The following is a 22,427-nucleotide window of genomic DNA, read 5'->3' as shown; positions in this document are numbered from 1 at the left end:
CTCAAACCTCGTTTACAGAAAGAGTACCCACGGCAAGGTATTTCAACCCTAAAGGCAACACCGCTGTTTGAAGATGTCGGTTGGCATCAATCACGACAAGATCAGGGCTTGCCACAGACAGCAATCCCTCTGCTGCTTGGCGAAATTCCTGCCATTCAGTGCCTACAACCAGTACGTCTGCCTGGTTCACTGCATCAAGAGGCTGTGCATAGGAAACCACGCTGCCAGGCCAATATTCGGGTAACACTCGAACGACGGGGTCATACACATGCACAATAGCCCCTTGTTCGACCAGCCAATCACAAAGTTCCACGGCAAGAGAGCGGCGCAGTGTATCTGTACCGGGCTTATAAGTCAGCCCCCAGATGGCAACGGTAATTCCCTTCAACTCCGGAAAATTTTCATGCAATTTACGCCTTACCCAATTTTTGTGTTCATTATTGCTCTTTTGTACCGATGATAGGAGTGGCGTCACTAACTGTTTCGCCCTGCCGGCCACTCCCAAGAACTCAATATCACGAGCCAAAGTCCCCCCGGCAAATGGTCCGCCAGGCGACAGGTAAGCCTTCGGACCGATGCGCGTTTCGGTCTTTAACCCACGTTCAACCTCTTTGGCATCTGCACCGACCAACTCACAAATCGAAGCAATCTCGTTTGCAAAAGTCACTGAAGTTGCCAGAAAAGCATTAATCGCATGTTTAGTCATCTCCGCCGACTCAACAGACATCCATTCAATCCTGTCCGTAATCGGCAACAACAGCGTTTCCAACTTACGCCGCGTATCATGCGAACGAACACCGACTACAATCCGATCCGGTTTTAAAAATACATCCAATGCTTTGCCCAAACGCAGGTTCTCTGGTGAACACGCAAAGCTGATCCGCTTATTTGCCATATTCTCGCGAACAAACGCTTCAAGATTGCGGATAGAGCCCACAGGCATTTGGGAAGACACCAAAACCACTGTTCCATCCACCAATAAGGGCAATACATCCTTGATCTGGCTTAGGACAAAATCCACATCTGCCACGTCATCATCATCGACAGGCGTATCAAACGTCACCCACAATACTTCTGCATCGGCGACCGCAACTGCCGTTTCAGTTGTAAAGTGCAGCTTCCCTTTGGCAATCCCTGACTGTAGAAGATCGTCAAGTCCAGGTTCAAAAAGCGGTGCTTTACCTTGTTTCAGGCCATCAATAGTGTTTTGATCCGCATCCAGGCCTACAACATCATGACCAACCGATGCCAAACAAGCGGCAGTTACCGAACCCAAATGCCAGAGGCCGTATATACAGACTTTCATCAGTCCCTTGCCTCGAATACCCATTCATTTTCGCGCAAATACTCCACCGTCTTGATTACCCCGTCACGAATACCAAACTTCGGCTTCCACCCCAACGATTGAATCTTCTTCGTCTCCAGAAAAATAAATGGATTGTCTCCAATCCAACCGCGGTCACCACCCGAATATTCCAGTTGCGGCTTAACCCCCAACTCTTCACAAATCCAGCCGATAGAGTCATTGACTTCACAGTAACCATCAACACCCAGGTTGAAAATATTGACCTTGTCGGTAGCTTTTTCCATAGCCAGCAAGATGGCGTCGATACAGTCCTGGACATAAAGGTAAGACTTCCTCTGCCTGCCATTGCCGAGCACTGGCAATCGTGACGGATCGGCCTTCAATTTCTGGTAAAAGTCAAAAACATGGCCGTGGGTATAACGCTCCCCAAGAATGGAAACGAAACGAAAAATCCAGGATTGAAAGCCAAAGCCTTCGCAATATGCCGCAATCAGGCCTTCTCCCGCCGCCTTTGAAGCACCGTAGAGCGAGGTTTGAATAGGAAATGGCCCATCTTCCGGTGTCGGTACAACCTCCGCTTCGCCATAGACCGAACCTGTCGATGAAAAAGCAATTTTCTTGATACCGTTTTTCCGCATGGCCTCTAATACGTTGTAAGTGGCAATCGTATTCTGCTCCAGATCCTTACGTGGATGCTCAGTACCGAAACGGACATCGGCATTGGCCGAAAGGTGAAAAACCGCCTCGCCACCGGCAAATGCCAACTTCAATGCGTCAAGATCAAGCAGGTCGATTTCAACGAGCTTAAAATTCTGATGCGCTAACGCACCTTCAAGAAACCGCCTTTGACCTGTAGAAAAATTGTCAACACCCGTCACTTGATGACCGTCAGCCAAGAGACGATCGACGAGGGTACTTCCAATAAAACCGGCACAACCGGTCACAATTAAATTCGCCACAACGCTTCACCTAAGATTTGAAAGTCCAGTATCTAGACAATATGAAACCAGTAATAACTGTTACGAACACAGAATAACACACACCGATATAAGGTGATAATCCAAACAATTCAACACAAACAGTGACTACAAAAATGGTTAAAAGGTAGTTAATAGCCGATACCAGAAGATATCTTATTGCTTGATGACTTTGCTTATTATTCACCGCGTTAAAGGTAAAATGCCTGTGTGCATAGAAATGAAAGATTGTAGAAATGAAATAAGCTGCACTAACGGCTATTAAATAACTGAATTTTAAATATGCTTGGACAACCCACATGACTGAAAAATAAATTCCTGCCGTTAGTGCGCCAACAGCACCAAACTTAAAAAAAGTTATTACTATAGACACTAATTCTATTTATTTGAAAATTAGACAGGTCTTTGCGCAGACATGAGAACACGAATTCCAAACGGCAAACGCAGTCTATTTAGATATTTAGTTTCAAATTCCAAAGCCCACAACATGATATTACTATTAGACGTTTTCCTGACCTGATTACGGACAACAGCTTTGTTTTTATTTTGTAATAATGTCTTATTCAGTAGCTTTACAACCGCAAACGCTGGATATAGCAAAAACCCTAGGTGTGATTCCCTACAAATATGAAATCCTGATTTTATTAATTTTTGACGCAATTCCACTGCTGAATATCTCCTAAAATGGTGTAACTCTTCATCATATGCGTCGTAAAGGCTTGGGCCTGATGGCACCTCGATAATTAATACACCCCCAGGCTTTAAAAGCTTAAATACTTTGTTTAATGCCATACCATCATTTTCGATATGCTCCAGAACATTGAGCATAATCAATACGTCGATACTCTGATCTGGCAAGGGGCATTTCAGTAGATCAAAGCGAATTAATGGGACACTCGGTAACGATTTAGCCAGTTGGTAGAGAGGCTCTTTTACCACGTCAGCACCCAAAACAACTGCTTCTGGAAAAATTTTTACTAAATCACGAATCAGAAAACCGGAGGAACACCCTATCTCCATAATGACAGAGCCTACGGTGCGCCCGAATTTTTCAACTTGACGTACCGCGTCATTTCGGGAAGCAAGATCAATAGGGTGGTTATCTCTCGCAGCTTCTTCATGCAATGCAGTCAAATCATCCGACCAGCCCGCAAAGTTTTCACTGTATTCAAGTACTGGCGCACACTTATCACCAATCACAAAATTCTTACCATCCCACTTAGGAGGAACAGAACACCCTAGAGGCGGAGGCAAAGTAAAAGGCAGCATCACTCCCGCTCTCCAAAGTTTATCTGCCGATCTACAATATACATTGGCCTCTGCTTCACTTCATCGTAAATTCGACCGACATATTCCCCAATCAGTCCAAGACCCAGCAACTGCACACCAGCGAAGAAACTCACGACCAAGACAGTCGTGGAAAGTCCCGGAGTTAATTCGATACCGATAAGCTTCTGTAACACATACCACGCTCCTAGCAAAAAACTTAATCCAGCCAAAATGAATCCGCTAATCGACATCACGAATAAAGGTTTGGAACTAAAACTAATCAGGCCATTAAGACCTATCTTGAGCGATCCAGTCAACCTATTGTAGTTACCTTTTCCAGCAAATCTTTCATCACGATCATATTCAATAAATGCTTGCTTGAACCCAACGTATGCCACTAGTCCACGAAGAAAACCGTGGCTTTCGTTCAGCCTACGTAATTCCTCAATAACCCGCCGCGTCATAATACGGAAGTCCCCTGTGTTACGCGGAATCTGAACGTCGCTGAATTTGTTAATTAGTGAATATCCAAAATGGGAAATGACACGCTTAACTAGCGTTTCTCCTTTGCGGGAACGACGTTTGGCATAAACTACTTCGTAACCTTCTCTCAATTTGGCGTATAACTGTTCAATGAGTTCTGGTTGATCCTGGAGATCAACATCTATCACAACGCATGTATTTCCTGAGCAGCTCAATATACCAGCCATAGTCGCTGCAGGTTGGCCAAATCTACGCGAAAATACCATTAGTTTCAGATTTGGGTTACGATTTATCTCTTCAAGGATAATTTCTTCGGTTCTATCTGGAGATGGATCTAGAGTAAAAATTATTTCATAACTTATCTTCATCGAATCAAAAACAGCTTCAGCTCGTGCAAGAAATGGCTTTATGTTATCTTGCTCTTTATACACGGGGACTACCAAAGATAACTGTACATGTTCTCTATTAGAAATTTTAGACATTTGGGATATTCGAAATAGTAGTGGTCATTAAAAGTAGTTTTTGCGTTGAGCGTGGCTATAACCTGTGGATTCAAATAGCGGTAAACCTCTAATGAATCTTTCTTGTAGTAAACAAATAAGGTTGCACTGGCGTCAGGAACGATCGTACCTTCCAACCAAGTTGAATGACATACCGACCTTTAGGAATTTCTTTTGTCTCACATGCACCAAAAAGTTTTTGGATTTCCTTTGTAATCATTATTTGTGGATACTGAAACGCCATGGGATGCGTTATGTACTTTGAGATCAAAAAGTTTGCAATTGGGAATAACCGCTTTTCAAAGAAATAAAACCAACTCGGTATGCAGGACTCAACAATAATAAGTTTACCACCTGGCTTTAAAACTCTGTAACATTCTCCAAGGCACTTACCGAGATTTTGTTCCGTTTCCAAAACATTACGACCCACAAGGTGGTGAATCAACATAACGACTAATACTGCATCATAGTGATCATCAGGTTCCGAAAGTTCCAATGCGTTTCCTTGCTTGAGCAGGACATTTGATGGGTACTTCGAAGCATCTAAAGAATCAAGAAACAAATCGACCGCAGTGATTTTGTTTACTAGCGAGGGCGTATAAGCAAAAACCCCACCGTTGCCAATATCGATCAGGCTATCGACCCCATTTACTTCTTCATTGACAGTGAGAAAAATATTCTTATAAGTATCAAGATCGCTGACCATATCTCTGTAAGAATCGAGATGATTTAAGAAGAAATCTTCATTTTTTTTCTTATTCACTTCAGATTGTATTGATTCCATTGATTACCTTTCAGTTTGATTTAACCATGTGTAATAGTCCGATATTGCAGACTCAGCAGATCCAAGTTCGTAACCTAGTTCGTTAGTTGCTTTTATAGAGGAGTAAAATCCATATTTTCCAATCAGTGCCCGGATTCGACTATAGTCAAAAGGCACATCATTGTAACCGAGTGCTTGAGCCATACTAAACGCAGCACCAGCTCCGTACATCAAAATGTTAGGGAGTTTAACAAATGGGCCTTTCCGATGATTTAATGAATTAATTAGAGAAAAATACTCCCTAATAAGAAGATTTTCTCCACCTAAAATATAGCGGTTGTTCCGTTTTCCAAACTTCATCGCTTGGATATGACCAATTGCAACGTTACGAACTGGCGCAACGGTAATGCCGGAATCAAACCAAACTTTAAGCCCCGCTTTTCGTGCAAGGTGAGCAGGCATAGTGCTCGGAGTAATCTTTGAGTCGAAGCGACCAATCACAGTCGTCGGATTAACAGTAACTAGGGAAAACGGCAAATGATCCGACAAGCTCAAAAGTTCCTTTTCGGCATTATATTTTGCCACATGGTAGGGGCTGGCTGGAATAAAAGTGTCAGTATCTTCTTCGCTCATCAACCGCTTTTTTGATGCAGAAAAGCCAATGGTGACCGCAGAACTTGTATAAACAACTTTTTCGACGTTGTTCTTTTTGCATGCCCCAAGCAAATTACGAATACCAGTTTTAATAACTTTTGGCAAATCCGGAGTAATTGTCGTTGGTGACGCTAGATGAAAAACATAGCGAATTCCTTTAGTCGCACGCATGAAATCATCCTGCGAGCAGACTTCCCCTCGCACCACTTCGACTGGAAGATCCTTGAAAGCATCTGTATTTGAGCCGCTCCTGACCAATATGCGAACAGATTCATTTTCAGCCAAAAGTTCGTGCACTAGATTCGTGCCGATATGGCCATTTGCACCCGTAACAAGGATCTGGCCATCAAAAAAGCTCATGTACTAAATCCTTCTTCATTGTAGGCTTTTACCATCCGCTCTATTCCTTGCCGAAGGGGTGTTCTTCCGTCAAACCCAAAGCTGGATTCGTTCAAAATATGACTAAGGTCATAACCAACAGAATACTCTTTTACCCGTCTCCTGGTTAGGAGCGCAAGGGGGCCGAAGCGCATCCATTTAGGCATTCGATCTGCAATGCTCGCGCAAAAATAAGCTAATCGGACTGAAACCTTGCTTGGTTGGCGACAACGTAATACCTCCGCGATTGTATCGAACAAGAGTTTTGTTGACAATTGATGAGGGCCGGCCGTAATAACAACCGAACTCTTTCCGAAGGCCTCTTCGTCAAAAAGCAGTTGCGAGATGTACTGAGCTAGATCATCCTCAAACACCACTGGGAACAATGCTTCCCCGTTTCCGAGTATCTTAAAGATCCCTGACTTTATCTGATCCAGGATTGGCTTCCATAAACCCACCGATTTTGGTCCGTAGATAAATGCCGGTCTCACGATGAGAATCTTAACAGGGGTTTTTGGTACTTGTAGTAAAAGGCGCTTCTCCAACTCGATCTTCGAAAGGCTGTAGGAATCTAAAAACTGAGTTCTGTAATCAAAAAGATCGTGCATGGTTCGCTTTAGCGTATGATCAATAACACCTATTGTAGAAAGAAAAACTGCTCGGATGACTCCCTGCCTTTCTGCCGCACGTAGTATATTCATAGCTCCGTCTACATTCACCGATAAAAACTTTTGTTCGCCCAGATGCAATGACGACGGAAGTAGAGCCGCACAATTAATGACCGCATCTGCATTTTGTAAAAGCTCATCACAGCACCTCTCGTCTTCAACGGAACCGACTACCAGATGATCGACTAAGTCTTTCAACTGGGTAACATTATCGTTCGGTGTGACAAGGATTCTAACAGCACATCCTATTGATTTTAGATAGACTACCAAAGATTGCCCCAATGCACCCGCAGCACCAGTAATTGCGATAGTTTTACTTAAAGTGTCACCCACTTTGCTTGAATGTAGTTCCGTTTTAATTGGCATTTAGGCTCCTAAAACCTGAAACCATGACCATCCCTTCTGATTCTTTATGTAGGTCAAAGCAGGATTATTTCGCAACGCCCTTTCGTCGCGTTCAGGAGCTACCAGAAACCCAGCGCCGGTCTTACGGAAATCAAAGAGTTCTAGATCAATCATGACCTGAACCACAACTGCTGAGGGAGACTCAATACGATATTTATCTATGTTCCCAACAACACCGCCTGAAAAAACAAGGTGTTGATATCGATTGTATTTGTCCGACTCTGTGCGATTAACATCTAGCCGCCCCCACAAAGAATTCTGGGGATAATTGAATACACCATTCACTACAGAAAGTCCACTAGCCAATAGATACATTGCTGGGATTTGTGTTTCAAGCACTAGTATCCGCTGGCTTGAATCATGACTTGCTTTCTTTTCTTTGAAACTATGAATAGGTATTACAGCAGCAACACTATGAGGTGCTATTCTAATTGGGTTAAAAGGTCCTATCGTTGCCACTGACAATGCCAAATTAAGGTAGATGAACTCCTTAAATTTACCCATAGCCAACCAATAACCAGCAACTGCAATAACAATAAACAGCCCAGCAAGCACTCCAGGTGAGAAGCCTGAGAGTACGCCTTCAGGAAGGTGTGCAACACTACGCAGGACTATGATCGACCATAACATAGCAACCCCAAAAACCAATATCTTGATTGGTACTGTATCTTGAATGGTCTTGAGGCTAGATGAAAGCAGCATTCCACTTAGAATTATGTAAGATAGCCCCAAAGCTATATCTGCCCTTTGGGGTGGGACACGTCCCCATAGCGAAAACTGAGCCGCTTCAGCAGGCAGGCCAATGAACGAAAAATATAAAATTATGGCTATTGATATTGCAAGAGCTATCTCAATGGCACCAATTGCATTTTGGAATCCCCGAATAACAAGTAATAAGATTAGCGGTAATAGCATGTAGGCAAAAGACGCTATTTCACACTGATTGCTATAATCGCCCTCTATTTTATACAATGTAACTATGTTAGTGAACCCGCGTAGTAAATCTGATAACGAAACGCTTCCTCCCAAAACCATGCTTCTTTGTCCGGGATATATTGTGGAAAGAAGTGTTTTAACAGCCAGACATGCATCTAACCACCATTCCCACAGGAGAAAGCTCGCAAGTAAAATTGCAAAGCCGTAAGATAATAGGCTGAATTTGTTAAAATTATTGTATAGCTTATCACGAACTACAATAGCTATGGATAACGCAATAAATAAATACGCCAAAGGTATTTGCCAAGGCGGGTAGAGAATTAAAACGAAGCCAGCCATAGCTAACCCTAAAACACAACCTAAAGCCAATTGATGATATTTACTTTTTGATCGCAAAATTCCGATGGCGGATATGAATGCAAGGCTTGGAAAAAATACGGCGTATGCAGGCCAATTAGACCAAACGGCCACATAAGGCGATACACTAAACCACAAAGCGATTAAAAAGCTCGATTTCCAGTTACCGGGCAAAAGTAAACCAACAACACCCCAGAGTGCAAACAAGCAAGCGAATATTGGAAAACACCAATACCAAGATAACGCCCTTTTCAGGTCGAAGATAAAAAAACCCCAAGTGGCTGGTTTAGCTATTGATGAAATATGCGCTACCGGTACTCCTGGCAGTTGAAAAACAAGCATGTTTTGACCATCTTCGCCAATATTTGCATTAACCACCGGGAATTGTGGGCGATGATTATATTGGGCAATTGCCCAAGGCGTAGCCACCACCCACTCATCAGAGCGAATAGGCCGATCTTCGCCCCAAACATTCTTCACATCTGAATGTACGAAAGGAGTATGCTCAAGCCCAACTTTGAATGATGATCCAGTAATCCCCAAACAAATCAAAACCCCAAAGCAAAGGAGTAAAGTGAAGCCAAACAATACAGGTGGCTTAATCAGCTTATTGGTTTTAGAAGAAAGCAGCCCTGCTAAACGATCTGCCTGTAAATATCCTATGCCAAGCAAGGTTAGCATGACGATTAAAATATACCTTGTACCCTCGACAACTAGGCGAGAATGATGCAAACCTCCATTAACGACAACCTGATTAACCTGGTGATTTAAAACTAATCCCTTCTCAATGCCATTATCAAGTTTCGCCAACACCTTGACGGAATATTCACCCACTTTTAAATTACTAGGCAATTTCGTATTAATACGCCAACCAGATTTAAGCCAATCACTACGACCCATTGATTTAACAACATCTGGACGTTCAAATTGTTTAAAATCTCCTTCGTAAATCATGGTATTGCCAAGCCAAACAGAAAGCGATACGATTTTGTTCCCAGAATTTTGTGCCGCTACCCAACCTTGCGCAACAATTTTATCTCCATCTGCGACAAACGAATCGACATAACCTTGAATTTCTGATTGGGGCACTTGCTTAGGTTCAGCAATGGACTGAGTCGAACCCAGCATTAGATAAATTAAAAAAAACAGAAACGCTAATAGTGATTGAAATCGAAAGATTTTAGGCATTCACAAACTTCTCGCCAAACGGCAAATTAATTTCACAACCCACGGAGTGACCCTACGCTCAGAACCACTACGCCTTAAACTCCAAAACCGTCTGTGCTAGCTGCATTTAGCAATTCCAAACGATTTGAGGAAATGGCTGGGGTAGTTTTCCGCAAAGTAACATGAAATTCACAACCTACTGTATCAAATTCTTTGGCTACAGACAGCCCTGTCAGACCAAGAGTTTGGAGATCAGCCAAAATCAAACGAAAACTGCTGGGCGTAAACCGCCAATTATGAACATCCATATATTCAGTAGTAGTTCTTGCCATTTCCCACTCGTCGCGCGCTTGATCGATGTTGTGCAACAGTGAAAATGTTCCTGTATCTGTATCACCTTGCCCCCAAGCAATATGACCATTACGCTTCGAAGCGCCGGCATAATGCTCAAAAACCTTTCCAGGGCTCGGCCGCTTCCTTCTTTGCTCATAGGCATCAAGCAGTTCACCTGTCCATGTAACAGGGTTGAAATAATCGAAACAATAGCGTTTATCTGGAATTACCAAGGATAGAACCCCATTGGGTTTCAGCAATCGCTCACATTCTTTAAGAAATGTAATCATATCCGGAGTGTGCTCAATAACATGACTGGCAATGATCCAGTCATAACACTCCTCCTGCCCCACTGATTCATGGAGCGGCTCTCCGTGCCAAACAAAATCGACTTCTTCAATATTTTCCAGTACTACTTCGTGGTCTTTGTACTTTGTACGCAACTCATCTGCTGAGATATGGTCCAGAACTTGAACATTAAATCCTCGTTTTTTGGGAGCCATCGGGTTATGGCTGGGGCCAATTTCTAAACCCAAACCATTTTTGTCAATCATGAATAAAGCCTTTTCTTGTCTATTCAAAACCGACACGGTTTCTTCTGCCTGTGAAGTCAATATTTCTACCCTGGGCGGCCAAGCATAACTAAAATCTTCATATTTCAAAGTCAAGTTAGGGCTATACGCCGGATCATTCACTAAAAAACCATCCCAGTTGTCATTCATGTACTGCACTTCTTTGGAAAATCTCTTCTGTTTTTCTAGCGTGTCCTCGTCACCACGCGTTGCAGACTCATGGTGATACAACTCAGCATAAGGAGTCCAAATGTTGCGATAACCCGCTTCCCTTACGCGTAGGCAAAAATCGACATCATTGAAGGCAACCTCAAGTTCAGTTTCATTTAAACCATTAACTTCTTCGTAAATCGCCTTACGAATTACCATGCAAGCGCCTGTTACTGCTGAAAAACTCTGGATGATACTTGCACGACCCATATAACCAATCTTTCTCTTTGGCAGGTGTTTGTGCGAATGTCCCGCTACGCCACCGACGCCTAAAACTACACCACCATGTTGCAATGTATTGTTGGGATACCACAATCTGGCGCCCACTGCGCCTACACTAGGCTGCAAGGCGATACTGACCATCTCTGTCAGCCACTCGGGGGAGATAACTTCCAGATCATTGTTGAGTAATCCGATTATCTCGCCCCGTGCTAATTTTACGGCAGCATTATTCAGCGCAGAATAATTGAAAGGACGGGCATCGCGAACTACCCTTATGCGTGATTCAAGTTTTAGTTCGTTTAGATACTGAAGAGTCGCAGGATCATCTGAACCGTTATCGACAATCAGTATTTCATATTTAGGGTAAGTCGTTTTATCAAGAATACTTACAACACATTGTTGAAGCAGTTGCAAACCGTTCCTGGTAGGAATAACTAAACTGACTAACGGTGGATTATCGGGTAATGAGTAGTGAATTCGATACCAATGGGCAATCAACTCAGCTTTAGCATTTATCTGTTGCCTCTGAAAGTTCTCATTCAACGCTCTTACCCCCGCTAGCATCGCATAAGGTTTTGAAGCAGTTGATTGCGCGGTGCTCTCGGCATGCACGCGCCAATGATAAAGGACTCTAGGTATATGATAAATTTGTTCAGGTTTGATTCTTTCAATATAACGTAAGGCTAAATCATAATCTTGTGCACCTTCAAAACCTACCCTAAAACCACCCAATACCTTGAGATGGTCTGTATGATAAATCCCAAGGTGCGAGATCATATTGTATGAATAAAATAAATCCACATTCCAGTCGCTTTTAAAATGTGGGGCGAACCTTCTGCCTAATTCATCAACTTTGTCTTCATCAGAATAAATCAGGCGGACATCTGGATTTTGGCAAATGGCATCTGCCACCCAAAATAAGGCATGTTCACTTAATAAGTCATCATGGTCTAACAAGGCGACCCATTCTCCGGTAACCAATTCAAGGGCGCTGTTGGTAGCGGCTGAAATGTGTCCATTTTGTTCGCGGTACACAACCTTGATACGCTGATCTTCTTTGGCATAGCGTTCCAAAATAGGGCGGATAGCGCTGTCAGTAGACGCATCATCGGCGATACAAAATTCCCAATGTGGATAAATTTGGCTGCGTACCGACTCTATTACCTCTATTAGCCATCCGGGCTTTGGGTTGTAGACAGGCATGACTACCGATATAAGCGGCTTATTCGGCATCTCATCAACGCGTTTGCGCAATATAGCGCGAATTTCATCAGTCAACGTATCATAAAGCCGTATCCACTCAGCGTAATTGTTTCTACCCGATTCATCGGAAGCTGCCTTTTGAATAGGTCGTTGCGATTGAGCGGCTAACCTGAAACCACGTTTGATGCCTGCTAATCCTTCTGTCTGGAATAGCTTAATCGCTTTCATGGTTGCATTTGTCATGCCGCCGCTTAGTTTTACGGCAGGTCCAAGTAGTTTTATGACGCGTTTGACGCGCATTATCTGGTGTCCGACAAAACGGATTGGACTCGTAATTCGCCAACTGGTTGAGGCATATAATTTTGCAACTAACTGATTACGCTTTGTTAGTCTTTGCTGGAGGTTGGCAATGTTGCTATCGTATTCGGCAACAGTTTGGTTAAAATTAGCGATTTGAACGGAAACAGTTTGATTGAGATTAACAATGTGTTGATTAAGATTAACAATGTGTTGATTAAGATTAGCAATGTGTTGATTTAAATTAGAAACATCTTGCTTTAGTACTGACAACTCATACCGCTCGAGTTGCCTCAAGCCTAAAGAGGTAAAGTAATCTATTACTTGCCTTTTTTCTGGGGTATCGGGTTTTAACCATGAGAGTTGATTATTTTCTGGTATATCATTTAACTGTAAAACACCAAGCCCATGTGAATGGACAAACTCCAGGTTATTCGGATAACGGGCTTGAAGTTCTTCCCAGAGTTTCCACACACCAAAGCTGCGCTCGCGGACATTGGTGTCGTGAAACATTACAACAGCACCAGGTGCCAATTTAGGTAACCAGGTTTCAAAATCGTGGGAAACTGCTTCGTAAGTGTGCAAACCATCAATGTGCAATAAGTCTATCGATTTATCCGAAAAATACGATGCCGCATCATCAAAAGTCATCCGCAACAAACGAGAGGACTTAGCATAATGTTTTTCGTTGTGCATATGCACGCCACCGAAAATCTCATCGGTGTATTGCCCTGCTTGTTCGTCACCCTGCCATGTATCAACGGCATAACATTTAGTTGAAAGCCCCGTCTCGGCGACCGATTGGCAAAATGAAAAATATGAATGCCCGTAATGAGTGCCTAGCTCGACAAATATTTTTGGAGAAACCTCTTGGATCACCCACGCTGCAAATGGCAAATGCCCAAACCAAGCGCTGGGGGATTGAAGTAAGTTCGGAACAAATGAAGCTATTTTAATTAATCTGTTTTGAATCATGTCATAGTTTCTAATGCTTGTGGAATGGAATTAAAGAAATGCTCAGGGTACAAATCAAATTTACCTCATACCTATCGTAGTCGTCCAATGCTGAAGCCAACGTTTCAGACTACTCTTCTTATTCCACCAAATTCCCTTATCTGGCTTACGGCAGACAAGCATCGAATCGTGCCAGCAATCACTATCGTCATAACCGAGGTCTTGCCATTGGGTCACCGCCTCAATGACTTCCATTTGCGCAAAATGCGCAAGCGAAACCATACCGTCAGGATAAAAACGCCAACAATCCATCGGGTAACGATGCTCAGGCCCACTGGATGGGGCAATAATACAACATATGCCACCTGGTTTAAGCACGCGCGCCACTTCCAGCATTGTTATCCAGAAATACTGGATATGCTCAAATGCTTGACCTGAAATCACAACATCCGCAGATTCACTGGCAACCTCTCGCCAAACATAAGGTGTATTCAAAACTATATCAACATTATTTCCAGCAGCCATATCTATCCCGACATAATCCCAAACCAGTTCTGAAAACAATGAACGATAACAGCCATTTACATCTTGGCTTCCCAAATCTAGTATTCGAAGAGGGTCATTGATTTTTGCAGACAGATACTTATCACGAAATGCGTTCATTTTTTCGATTGAACTTTGATGCATATCAATTTCCTCTTTTTAGATACCCTTTAGGGTTCCATGTTATAAGAAAAGCCTCTTTTTCTCTGTCAATATAGAAATTCTGGTTGCTGTCTATGAAGTCAATGATAGCTTCATAAGGACCTGGGTTTGGACCTACATCAAGGCCATGGTGACAGATGCTATCTTCAACAATTAGGTAGCTCCCAACAGTCACAAGTTGCGAATATTTCATTAAGACATTTAAGGTATTTTGATATTCATGAGAACTATCTTCGATTACCATAACAGTCTCAGCTTTACCACATTTTGCAACTACCTCATCAAAAACTTCGCATGCATCCCCAGTAATAAAAGATATTCGTGGATGATTCTTTGCTTTTTGATCAAGGCGTGAGTGATCAATATCAACGCCGATAACAAACCCCTTGCCAATTTGGTCGCATAAATGCGCTAAAGAAAGAGCGCTACCTCCGCAATAGTTACCAACTTCCACAATTACATCTGGCTTCAACATAAAGATTATCTCTTGATATATCCAAAAATCCATAGGACTACGTAGACACTGAATCCCAAAATATGTTGAGTCTGTTACAAGCCTTGATTGAATGATTTGGAGAACCTCGCCGAGAGGCTTCAAAAGTGCGTCTTCCATGTAATCGGTTTTATTGGACGTATTCAATTATTATTCCTCGTTTGTTAAATTTTGTTGAACGAAACTGATTGAAATGCAATGCCTACGAGCCCATAACGCAGTTTATTTGATACAACCTTAAAGACTACAACATCATGTAGCCAATGATGCTGAGTGTGTTCAAAGGGATCGCCTTCAGCGATAGAAACTGTCATTGCGTATTCACCGTTGGGCAACAAAGGCATTTGAAATTGAAATACCGCTTTAATTTGTTCTCCAGCATTAACTAGCATTGGCGGATTTACGTAGGTGTAAGTGTGTTCGCCAAATAATGGTTGCCCCAACCGATCATTAACAAACCACCCCAGTATGGGGCTGTAAACACTTTCATTGGCTATAGCTATAATTTCCAGATTAACCAACTCACCACCATGCAACATTGGTATAACTTGCCCATCATTATTCATTAGGCGCACGGACAAAATTTTTGCTTTACCAGTCTCCCATCCGCCAGACTTGTTAAGCTGAGTGAAATAAGCGATTGAGGTTTCTTTGTCAAAAGTAACATCGGCGACTTGGCTCTTTTCCTTTTCTTGACTTGTACTCTTAATGTTATTAACAGATGTTAAGCGAACATCATCGCCATAAATTTCTTGTAAAGTAAATTGTGTATAAGCCTCTACCACTTGTTTTGTAATGCCTGCCTTAGAAACCGTACCCTTATTAAGCCAGATTGCATGTTGACAGAGATTTACAATACTTCCACTATCATGACTGACGAATAACACTGTCCCTTGCTCCATGAATTTGCGCAGGAAGCGCATACATTTCTGCTGAAATACAGCGTCACCGACAGACAACGCTTCATCAATCACCAAAATATCCGCATCCACATGGGCAATCACGGCAAAGGCGACCCGTACCACCATCCCACTGGAATAGGTTTTTACGGGTTGCTCGATAAAATCGCCTACGTCTGCAAAAGCAACGATGTCATCAAAACGGTCGTCGATTTCCTTTTTGCTCAAACCTAACACCGAAGCATTTAGATAGATATTCTCGCGCCCCGTGAATTCGGGGTTAAACCCAGAACCCAACTCCAGCAAGGCGGCGATGCGGCCATTGGTCTGTACACTGCCACTTGTAGGGTTAAGCGTACCGCAGATCAGTTGCAACAAGGTCGATTTCCCGCTGCCGTTGCGGCCAATGATGCCGACTGTTTCGCCTTTTTTTATTTCGAACGAAACATTGTTGAGCGCCCAAAATCCACGAAAGTATTGTTTGGGTTTTCTTCCCAACAAGCGTTGTAACCGAGGTAATACGAATTGCCTGAGCCTGTCATTCGGCCTGTCGTAAATTTGGTAGCACTTGCTGAGATTTTCGACCTTGATGGCGATTTCTTCAGAGGACATCGGCAAATCCCTTTCTGGTTTTTTGGAACCAGAAATAGCCTATCCAAGCGACAATACTGGCGGCAAGGGTGTAAATCCCCAATCCTAGCCAGTTTGGCGTATGTCCCCAAACCAGGACATCTCGCGCTTGTTCTATAATGAAGGTGAGCGGATTGGCCATTATGAAGGGGCGAAACCTTTCGGGTACGGCGGTAATCGGGTAAAAAACGGGGGAAAGGAACATAAGCACGGTAGTAACCAAGCCGATAGTTTGCCCCACGTCGCGGATAAATACGCCTAGGGATGCCAGTATCCACGCCAGTCCAAGCGTAAGGATAACCAGCGGCAACAAGACTAGCGGAAAGAAAACCACCGTCCAATGCAAGTAACTATTAAAGAGCGCGAACGCGGCTAACAGCACACTAAGGCTGATAAAGCTATGGAAGAGTGCCGCCCCCATGGCAATGACGGGCAAAATTTCAATCGGGAAGATCACTTTTTTAACGTAATTGACGTTGGAAAGGATCAACCCAGGCGCACGGTTGATGACTTCGCTAAACAGGCTTAGCACGATCATGCCGACAAACAGCACGACGGCGAATTGTGCTTTGCTTTCCTCACCGCCCACACCGCCCCAACGGGCTTTAAAAATCTCTGAGAACACAAAGGTGTACACAATCAGCATAAAGACGGGGTTGAAGAACGACCAAGCCAAACCCATGGCCGAACCTTTGTATCGTCCGATGACTTCCCTTTTGGTCATCTGTACGATGAGTTGACGATTGCGCCAAAAACTTTTCCCTAACGACAAAAGAGATGTAGGCTGGGCAGCGTGAGGATTGATGGTTATGGAGTGATTATTCATTTACAGCTTTTTCTATGACAACTCTGGATTTGTATTTCGTTCAATGGGTGCTTGAATTAACTCAAGGGCCGTAGATTGGGATGATAAATCCAACAATCGGGCAATACGGATTTCCTGGCTCAACTCGATGGCCTTTACGATTAAGCCCTGACGCATTCGACGATAAAATCCAGCTCGTTTTCCGTTAAAAAGGCATTCATCGCTAAGCTTATGACTTCGTTAGCCGCTTTTTCGGCAATGGGGAAATCGCCCGCTTTATTGCCCAAATACTCAAAACATTCCTGTAAATGCAGTGGTTTTGGATAATGGATTGCGGTTGGGATTCCGGCTTTTTGAAGCTTTTCTTGCAATAAGGTCCTTTGTGGGGAACGTAGGGTGTATTGCGCCCACACGCTGGTGCGATCCGGTTTGATTTTAGGCAACACAATTTCTGGCGTATTTGCCAGTTTGCTGCTGTATGATTGGGCTACTTGCTGCCGCATCTCAATTTCTTTTCGGTAATGCGGCAGTTTTGCCCGCAACACGGCGGCTTGCAAGGTATCCAAACGTCCGCCCATGCCGATGTATTTATGGAGATAACGCTGTTCTTGCCCATGTATGCGTAGCATACGCATTTTTGCCGCCAACGCGTCATCATGGGTAAAAACTGCGCCGCCATCCCCGTAACAACCCAACGGTTTGGCCGGGAAAAAGCTGGTGCAGCTAATGTCGCCCAAGGCACTGTCGGTTTTGCCTTGGTAAGTGGCGCCAAAGCTTTGTGCGCCGTCGATAATGACTTTAAGATTGTGCTTATCGGCAATAGCCTTGATTTCATCCAGGTCCGGCGGTTGCCCGTAAAGCGAAACCGGCATGATGGCCTTGGTTTTTGGCGTCATGGCGGCTTCGATTTTATTGGGGTCAATGTTGTAAGTGTCTTCCTGACTATCCACGAACACAGGCGTGGCTTTCATTAACGCGACGGTTTCTGCGGTGGCTATAAAAGTAAATGGTGTGGTGATAATCTCATCGCCAGGCTGGATGTCCAACGCCATCATGGCGAGCAGTAAGGCATCTGTGCCGCTTGAACAAACAATTGCGTGCTTGGCTTCCGTGAATGCCTCTAGTTCCCTTTCCAGCAAATCGCATTCTTCGCCCATAATGTAGTTCGATTTGCTTAATACCGCATTAATTGCGGTATCAATCTCATTTTTGTAAAGCTGATATTGGTGTTGAAGGTTGGCGAAATCTATTTTCATTTCAATTTTTAACGGTTATCAAGTTCAATTTTTGCACATAAGACGGCTTTCTGTCACTAATTCCACCGAATCAAAATGATTTTTGGCGACAATATTATCCTTAATTTGCGCTAACATTTATTGAATGCCAGCAGCGGGTATGGCTTTATGCCTTGATTATAGGGTGGGAAGATTGCTGATAACGTCCTCGCGTAGCCTATATAAGGCTAACCCCACTTTAATCCCTGTGGCCTGAATCCTCGGCAGGAGTTCCTCATCTGTCGTCCCAGGATATTCGCATTTTCAGCTTAAAGAACATTCTATTAGTCGGCTGTAATTTCAAGCAAATACTCGCCGTAAGAGGTTTTAGCCAGGGCTTCGGCGCGTTTAATCAATTCCACATGGCTTAACCAACCCCGTTTAAACGCAATTTCTTCCAAACAAGCGATTTTGAAACCTTGTCGATGTTCAACGGTTTGCACAAATTGTCCCGCTTCTATCAAGCTGTCGTGCGTGCCGGTATCCAGCCAGGCAAAGCCACGGCCTAAGATTTCGACATTTAATTGTTGTTGGTGAAGATAGACTTCATTGACGGCGGTAATTTCCAGCTCACCACGATGGGAAGGCTTTATTTTTTTTGCAATATCAATCACTTGATTGTCGTAAAAATAAAGTCCAGTCACGGCATAGTTTGATTTAGGTTCGGTCGGTTTTTCTTCAATGGAAATTGCCCGGTTGTTTTCGTCAAACTCAACCACACCGAAGCGTTCGGCATCCTTGACCTTATAGCCAAAGACAGTTGCCCCTTCATTCCGGCTTAATGCACGTTTTAAGTTGTCGGAAAAATGCTGTCCAAAGAAGATATTGTCTCCCAATACGAGGCAACAATTACTGTCACCGATAAATTGTTCACCAATCAGGAAGGCTTGGGCAAGGCCCTCGGGCTTAGGCTGAACGGCGTATTCAATTTTAATGCCGTAATCCGAGCCGTCGCCCAGCAGGTTTTTGAAACTGACCTGGTCCTCAGGCGTGGTGATTATCAGGGTTTCCTGTATCCCTGCCAACATCAGAACGGATAAGGGGTAATAAATCATGGGCTTATCGTAAACGGGAAGCAATTGCTTCGATACCGCTTTGGTGATGGGGTGCAGCCTTGTGCCAGCCCCGCCAGCGAGAATGATGCCTTTCCAATTCATTTTTATTCTCCTAGTCCAAGCCGTTCGCGGCGGTAGCTGCCGTCTTGGACATGTCGACACCACTCCAGGTTATCGAGATACCACTGAACGGTTTTCTTCAATCCCGTTTCAAAGGTTTCCTTGGGTGTCCAGCCAAGTTCATTAGCGATTTTCCCGGCATCAATCGCATAACGCAAATCGTGCCCTGGGCGGTCTTTCACAAAGGTAATCAAATCTTGGTAATGGTTGATACCGTTGGGCTTCTGCGGATGCAGTTCCTCAAGAATGTTGCAAATTGACCGCACGACATAAATGTTTTCTTGTTCGTTATGTCCGCCGATATTGTAAGTTTCACCGATCTTGCCTGTTTCCACCACAGTAAGCAACGCCCTGGCATGGTCGTCCACGAATAGCCAGTCCCTTATCTGCTTGCCGTCGCCATAAACCGGCAACGGCTTGCCATCAAGCGCGTTAAGGATGACCAGCGGAATGAGCTTTTCAGGAAAATGGTAAGGCCCGTAATTGTTGGAGCAATTAGTTACCACAACCGGAAACTTATAGGTACGATGCCATGCGCGGACAATATGGTCGGAACTGGCCTTGGATGCGGAATAAGGTGAACTCGGCGAATAGGGGGTTTGCTCTGTAAATAAGGAACCATCGTTCGGTAAATCGCCATAGACTTCATCCGTAGAAATATGATGAAAACGGAATTGGGCTTTTTTATCGTCAGCCAAGGCGTGCCAATAATTACGCGCCGCTTCAACCAGAATATAAGTGCCGACGACATTGGTTTCGATAAAGGCCGCCGGGCCGTCTATTGAACGGTCAACATGCGATTCCGCCGCCAAGTGCATGATGGCATCGGGTTGGTGCTGTTGCAGGATGGCATTGACTGACACCGCATCGCAAATATCGGCTTGGACAAACTGATAACGCGGGTTGGCTTCTATCGATTTCAGCGACTCAAGATTGCCCGCATAAGTGAGTTTATCGAGATTGACGACACTGTGTTCGGTATTTCCTATCACATGACGAATTAGCGCAGATCCGATAAATCCGGCCCCGCCGGTAATCAATATTTTCATGTCTTGAATGGTCTCGCTGACTGGTTGAACTGATGGCGACTAACTAACTAGAATAGAGAAGGTCGATAAAAATTAAGCCATTAGCTTAATTCTTGCATACAAAGCCTGAGCGCATTATCCCATGACGGCATCACTAAACCAAACTGTTGTTCCAGTCTTTCATTCGATAAGCGGGAATTCGCAGGGCGTTTCGCGGGGAGCGGGTAGTCTGTCGTCGGTATCGGATGGATTACTTGGTTTTTCAGCTCCGCCTTACCCTGCTCCCTGACTATATCGACAATCTTCTGCGCGAAACCATGCCAGGAGGTTTCCCCGGATGCGGTCAAATGGTAGGCATTGGAATTAAAGATACCGCTTTGCTGCTCAAATACCGACTGCCGGACAACATGTACCGTGACTTCGGCGATTAATCGCGCCCAGGTCGGTGTGCCGATTTGGTCGGCAACAATCTTGAGCTCTTCCCGTTCTGCTGCCAACCGCATGATTGTCCGCAAAAAATTGCTGCCTCGGCTGGCATAAACCCAGGATGTCCGCAAGATAAGGTAATCACCGCCCGCCGATTGGATGGCCTGTTCACCGGCTAATTTACTCTGCCCGTAGACATTTATCGGATGGGTGGCATCGTTTTCTGTATACGGCGTGTTTTTGCTACCGTCGAATACGTAGTCGGTCGAATAATGAACCAGCAATGCGCCGATCTTGTTGGCTTCCTCAGCCAAAACCCTGGGTGCTTCGGCATTGACCAGAAACGCCAATTCCGATTCTGATTCGGCCTTATCGACTGCCGTGTAAGCCGCGGGATTAACGATGACATGGGGTTGGTGTTGTTCGACGATGCCCTTTAACGTGTTTAAATCAGAAAGGTCGGCTTGACTGCGATCAACCGCTATGACTTCACCCAGCGGCATCAATGTCCTCGCCAACTCCCACCCCACTTGCCCAGTACCGCCTGTCAGCAAGATTCTCATGCAAACACCTCGGCTTCGCTCAGCAACTTGGCCACCTTATCTTTATTGGACAAGGTGGGTTCGCCCGTAATCGGCCATTGAATATCGATAGCGGGATCATTCCAGAGTAGGCTGCGCTCAAACTCAGGCGCATAGTAATCCGTTGTCTTATAGAGAAATTCCGCACTATCGCTGAGCACCAAAAAACCGTGGGCAAAGCCTTCCGGTATCCACAACTGGCGTTTGTTCTCGGCTGAAAGTATCACACCGACCCAATGCCCAAAGGTTGGCGATAGTTTACGAATATCGACGGCGACATCGAAAACTTCACCCGCCACTACCCGTACTAATTTACCTTGCGGCTGCTGGATTTGGTAATGCAATCCCCGTAACACGCCTTTGGCGGATTTGGAGTGGTTGTCTTGCACAAAATTTGTCTTTATGCCAGTTTGTTCAGCAAAACTTCGGGCATTAAAGCTTTCGTAAAAAAACCCCCGTTCATCGCCAAAAACCTTGGGTTCTATAATAATTACGTCAGGGATATCAGTAGTCTGTATAGGCATAAGTGATTTGTGTTATAGCTTTAATTTATTGATCGTGCGGTTGAAAAAGTGCTTGGGATAGTAAAATCCTAATCCTGATTATCTAGGCGGTAGGTAATATGATTAACATCAGCCACTTAATTTTCCATTATTGATTCGGCCTTTTAATGTCCGAACCGTTCGTGCTGAGCTTGTCGAAGCACACACCGCCTTTCGACAGGCTCAAGGCGAACGGAAACTTAATACTTCACAAG

General features: G+C 44.2%; 19 protein-coding genes. All 19 read right to left on the bottom strand.

The genetic code is table 11. The annotated features are described in order from the left end of the window. Position 1: 1 nt before the first annotated feature. Positions 2–1,306 carry a UDP-glucose dehydrogenase family protein gene (locus MGMO_RS12010; protein ID WP_023495326.1) on the bottom strand — a complete coding sequence of 435 codons (1,305 nt, stop codon included), beginning with the start codon at positions 1,304–1,306 and terminating at the stop codon, positions 2–4. Further along, positions 1,306–2,265 (bottom strand): NAD-dependent epimerase/dehydratase family protein, encoded by a 960-nt coding sequence (locus MGMO_RS12005; RefSeq protein ID WP_023495325.1) that lies wholly within the window; start codon positions 2,263–2,265, stop codon positions 1,306–1,308. The genes MGMO_RS12010 and MGMO_RS12005 overlap by 1 nt, the downstream gene beginning before the upstream one ends. Positions 2,266–2,275: 10 nt before the next feature. Beyond that, positions 2,276–2,656 carry a GtrA family protein gene (locus MGMO_RS21135; protein WP_161808491.1) on the bottom strand — a complete coding sequence of 127 codons (381 nt, stop codon included), beginning with the start codon at positions 2,654–2,656 and terminating at the stop codon, positions 2,276–2,278. Between the two features lie 20 nt (positions 2,657–2,676). Beyond that, positions 2,677–3,552, bottom strand: a complete 876-nt coding sequence (locus tag MGMO_RS12000) for a class I SAM-dependent methyltransferase (protein ID WP_023495324.1) — start codon at positions 3,550–3,552, stop codon at positions 2,677–2,679. Next, on the bottom strand, positions 3,552–4,517 hold the full coding sequence (locus tag MGMO_RS11995; RefSeq protein ID WP_023495323.1) for a glycosyltransferase family 2 protein: 966 nt from the start codon (positions 4,515–4,517) through the stop codon (positions 3,552–3,554). Before MGMO_RS11995 ends, MGMO_RS12000 begins: the two co-directional genes overlap by 1 nt. An 88-nt stretch (positions 4,518–4,605) precedes the next feature. Then, positions 4,606–5,319: a class I SAM-dependent methyltransferase gene (locus MGMO_RS11990; protein WP_023495322.1), complete on the bottom strand. Its 714-nt coding sequence runs from the start codon at positions 5,317–5,319 to the stop codon at positions 4,606–4,608. Between the two features lie 3 nt (positions 5,320–5,322). Then, entirely contained in the window at positions 5,323–6,312 is a 990-nt protein-coding gene (locus MGMO_RS11985) for an NAD-dependent epimerase/dehydratase family protein (RefSeq protein WP_023495321.1), read from the bottom strand. Continuing rightward, positions 6,309–7,364, bottom strand: a complete 1,056-nt coding sequence (locus MGMO_RS11980; protein ID WP_023495320.1) for an NAD-dependent epimerase/dehydratase family protein — start codon at positions 7,362–7,364, stop codon at positions 6,309–6,311. The genes MGMO_RS11985 and MGMO_RS11980 overlap by 4 nt, the downstream gene beginning before the upstream one ends. Further along, the gene (locus tag MGMO_RS11975; protein WP_023495319.1) at positions 7,365–9,884 is read right to left on the bottom strand and encodes a DUF7657 domain-containing protein; all 2,520 of its coding nucleotides are present in this window, start codon (positions 9,882–9,884) and stop codon (positions 7,365–7,367) included. Between the two features lie 74 nt (positions 9,885–9,958). Further along, entirely contained in the window at positions 9,959–13,675 is a 3,717-nt protein-coding gene (locus MGMO_RS19040; RefSeq protein WP_023495318.1) for a glycosyltransferase, read from the bottom strand. A gap of 60 nt (positions 13,676–13,735) precedes the next feature. Further along, positions 13,736–14,341 carry a methyltransferase domain-containing protein gene (locus MGMO_RS11965; RefSeq protein WP_023495317.1) on the bottom strand — a complete coding sequence of 202 codons (606 nt, stop codon included), beginning with the start codon at positions 14,339–14,341 and terminating at the stop codon, positions 13,736–13,738. A gap of 1 nt (position 14,342) precedes the next feature. Continuing rightward, positions 14,343–14,999 (bottom strand): CmcI family methyltransferase, encoded by a 657-nt coding sequence (locus MGMO_RS11960; RefSeq protein WP_023495316.1) that lies wholly within the window; start codon positions 14,997–14,999, stop codon positions 14,343–14,345. Between the two features lie 17 nt (positions 15,000–15,016). Beyond that, positions 15,017–16,252, bottom strand: a complete 1,236-nt coding sequence (locus MGMO_RS11955; protein WP_235557276.1) for an ABC transporter ATP-binding protein — start codon at positions 16,250–16,252, stop codon at positions 15,017–15,019. A gap of 100 nt (positions 16,253–16,352) precedes the next feature. After that, entirely contained in the window at positions 16,353–17,207 is an 855-nt protein-coding gene (locus MGMO_RS11950) for an ABC transporter permease (protein ID WP_023495314.1), read from the bottom strand. A gap of 140 nt (positions 17,208–17,347) precedes the next feature. Further along, positions 17,348–18,442 (bottom strand): DegT/DnrJ/EryC1/StrS family aminotransferase, encoded by a 1,095-nt coding sequence (locus tag MGMO_RS11945; protein ID WP_023495312.1) that lies wholly within the window; start codon positions 18,440–18,442, stop codon positions 17,348–17,350. Positions 18,443–18,744: 302 nt separating this feature from the next. Next, positions 18,745–19,617 carry a glucose-1-phosphate thymidylyltransferase RfbA gene (gene rfbA, locus MGMO_RS11940; RefSeq protein ID WP_023495311.1) on the bottom strand — a complete coding sequence of 291 codons (873 nt, stop codon included), beginning with the start codon at positions 19,615–19,617 and terminating at the stop codon, positions 18,745–18,747. Between the two features lie 2 nt (positions 19,618–19,619). Next, complete coding sequence (rfbB, locus tag MGMO_RS11935; protein WP_023495310.1) at positions 19,620–20,684, bottom strand: dTDP-glucose 4,6-dehydratase; 1,065 nt, start codon at positions 20,682–20,684, stop codon at positions 19,620–19,622. Positions 20,685–20,764: 80 nt separating this feature from the next. Beyond that, positions 20,765–21,652, bottom strand: coding sequence for a dTDP-4-dehydrorhamnose reductase (gene rfbD, locus MGMO_RS11930; RefSeq protein ID WP_023495309.1), 888 nt, complete (start codon positions 21,650–21,652; stop codon positions 20,765–20,767). Continuing rightward, complete coding sequence (gene rfbC, locus MGMO_RS11925; RefSeq protein WP_023495308.1) at positions 21,649–22,194, bottom strand: dTDP-4-dehydrorhamnose 3,5-epimerase; 546 nt, start codon at positions 22,192–22,194, stop codon at positions 21,649–21,651. Before rfbC ends, rfbD begins: the two co-directional genes overlap by 4 nt. Positions 22,195–22,427 lie beyond the last annotated feature (233 nt).

Source organism: Methyloglobulus morosus KoM1, from assembly GCF_000496735.2.
Lineage (GTDB): Bacteria > Pseudomonadota > Gammaproteobacteria > Methylococcales > Methylomonadaceae > Methyloglobulus > Methyloglobulus morosus.
Note: the sequence above shows the minus strand (reverse complement) of the source record. Positions and strands in the feature narration are given on the sequence as shown.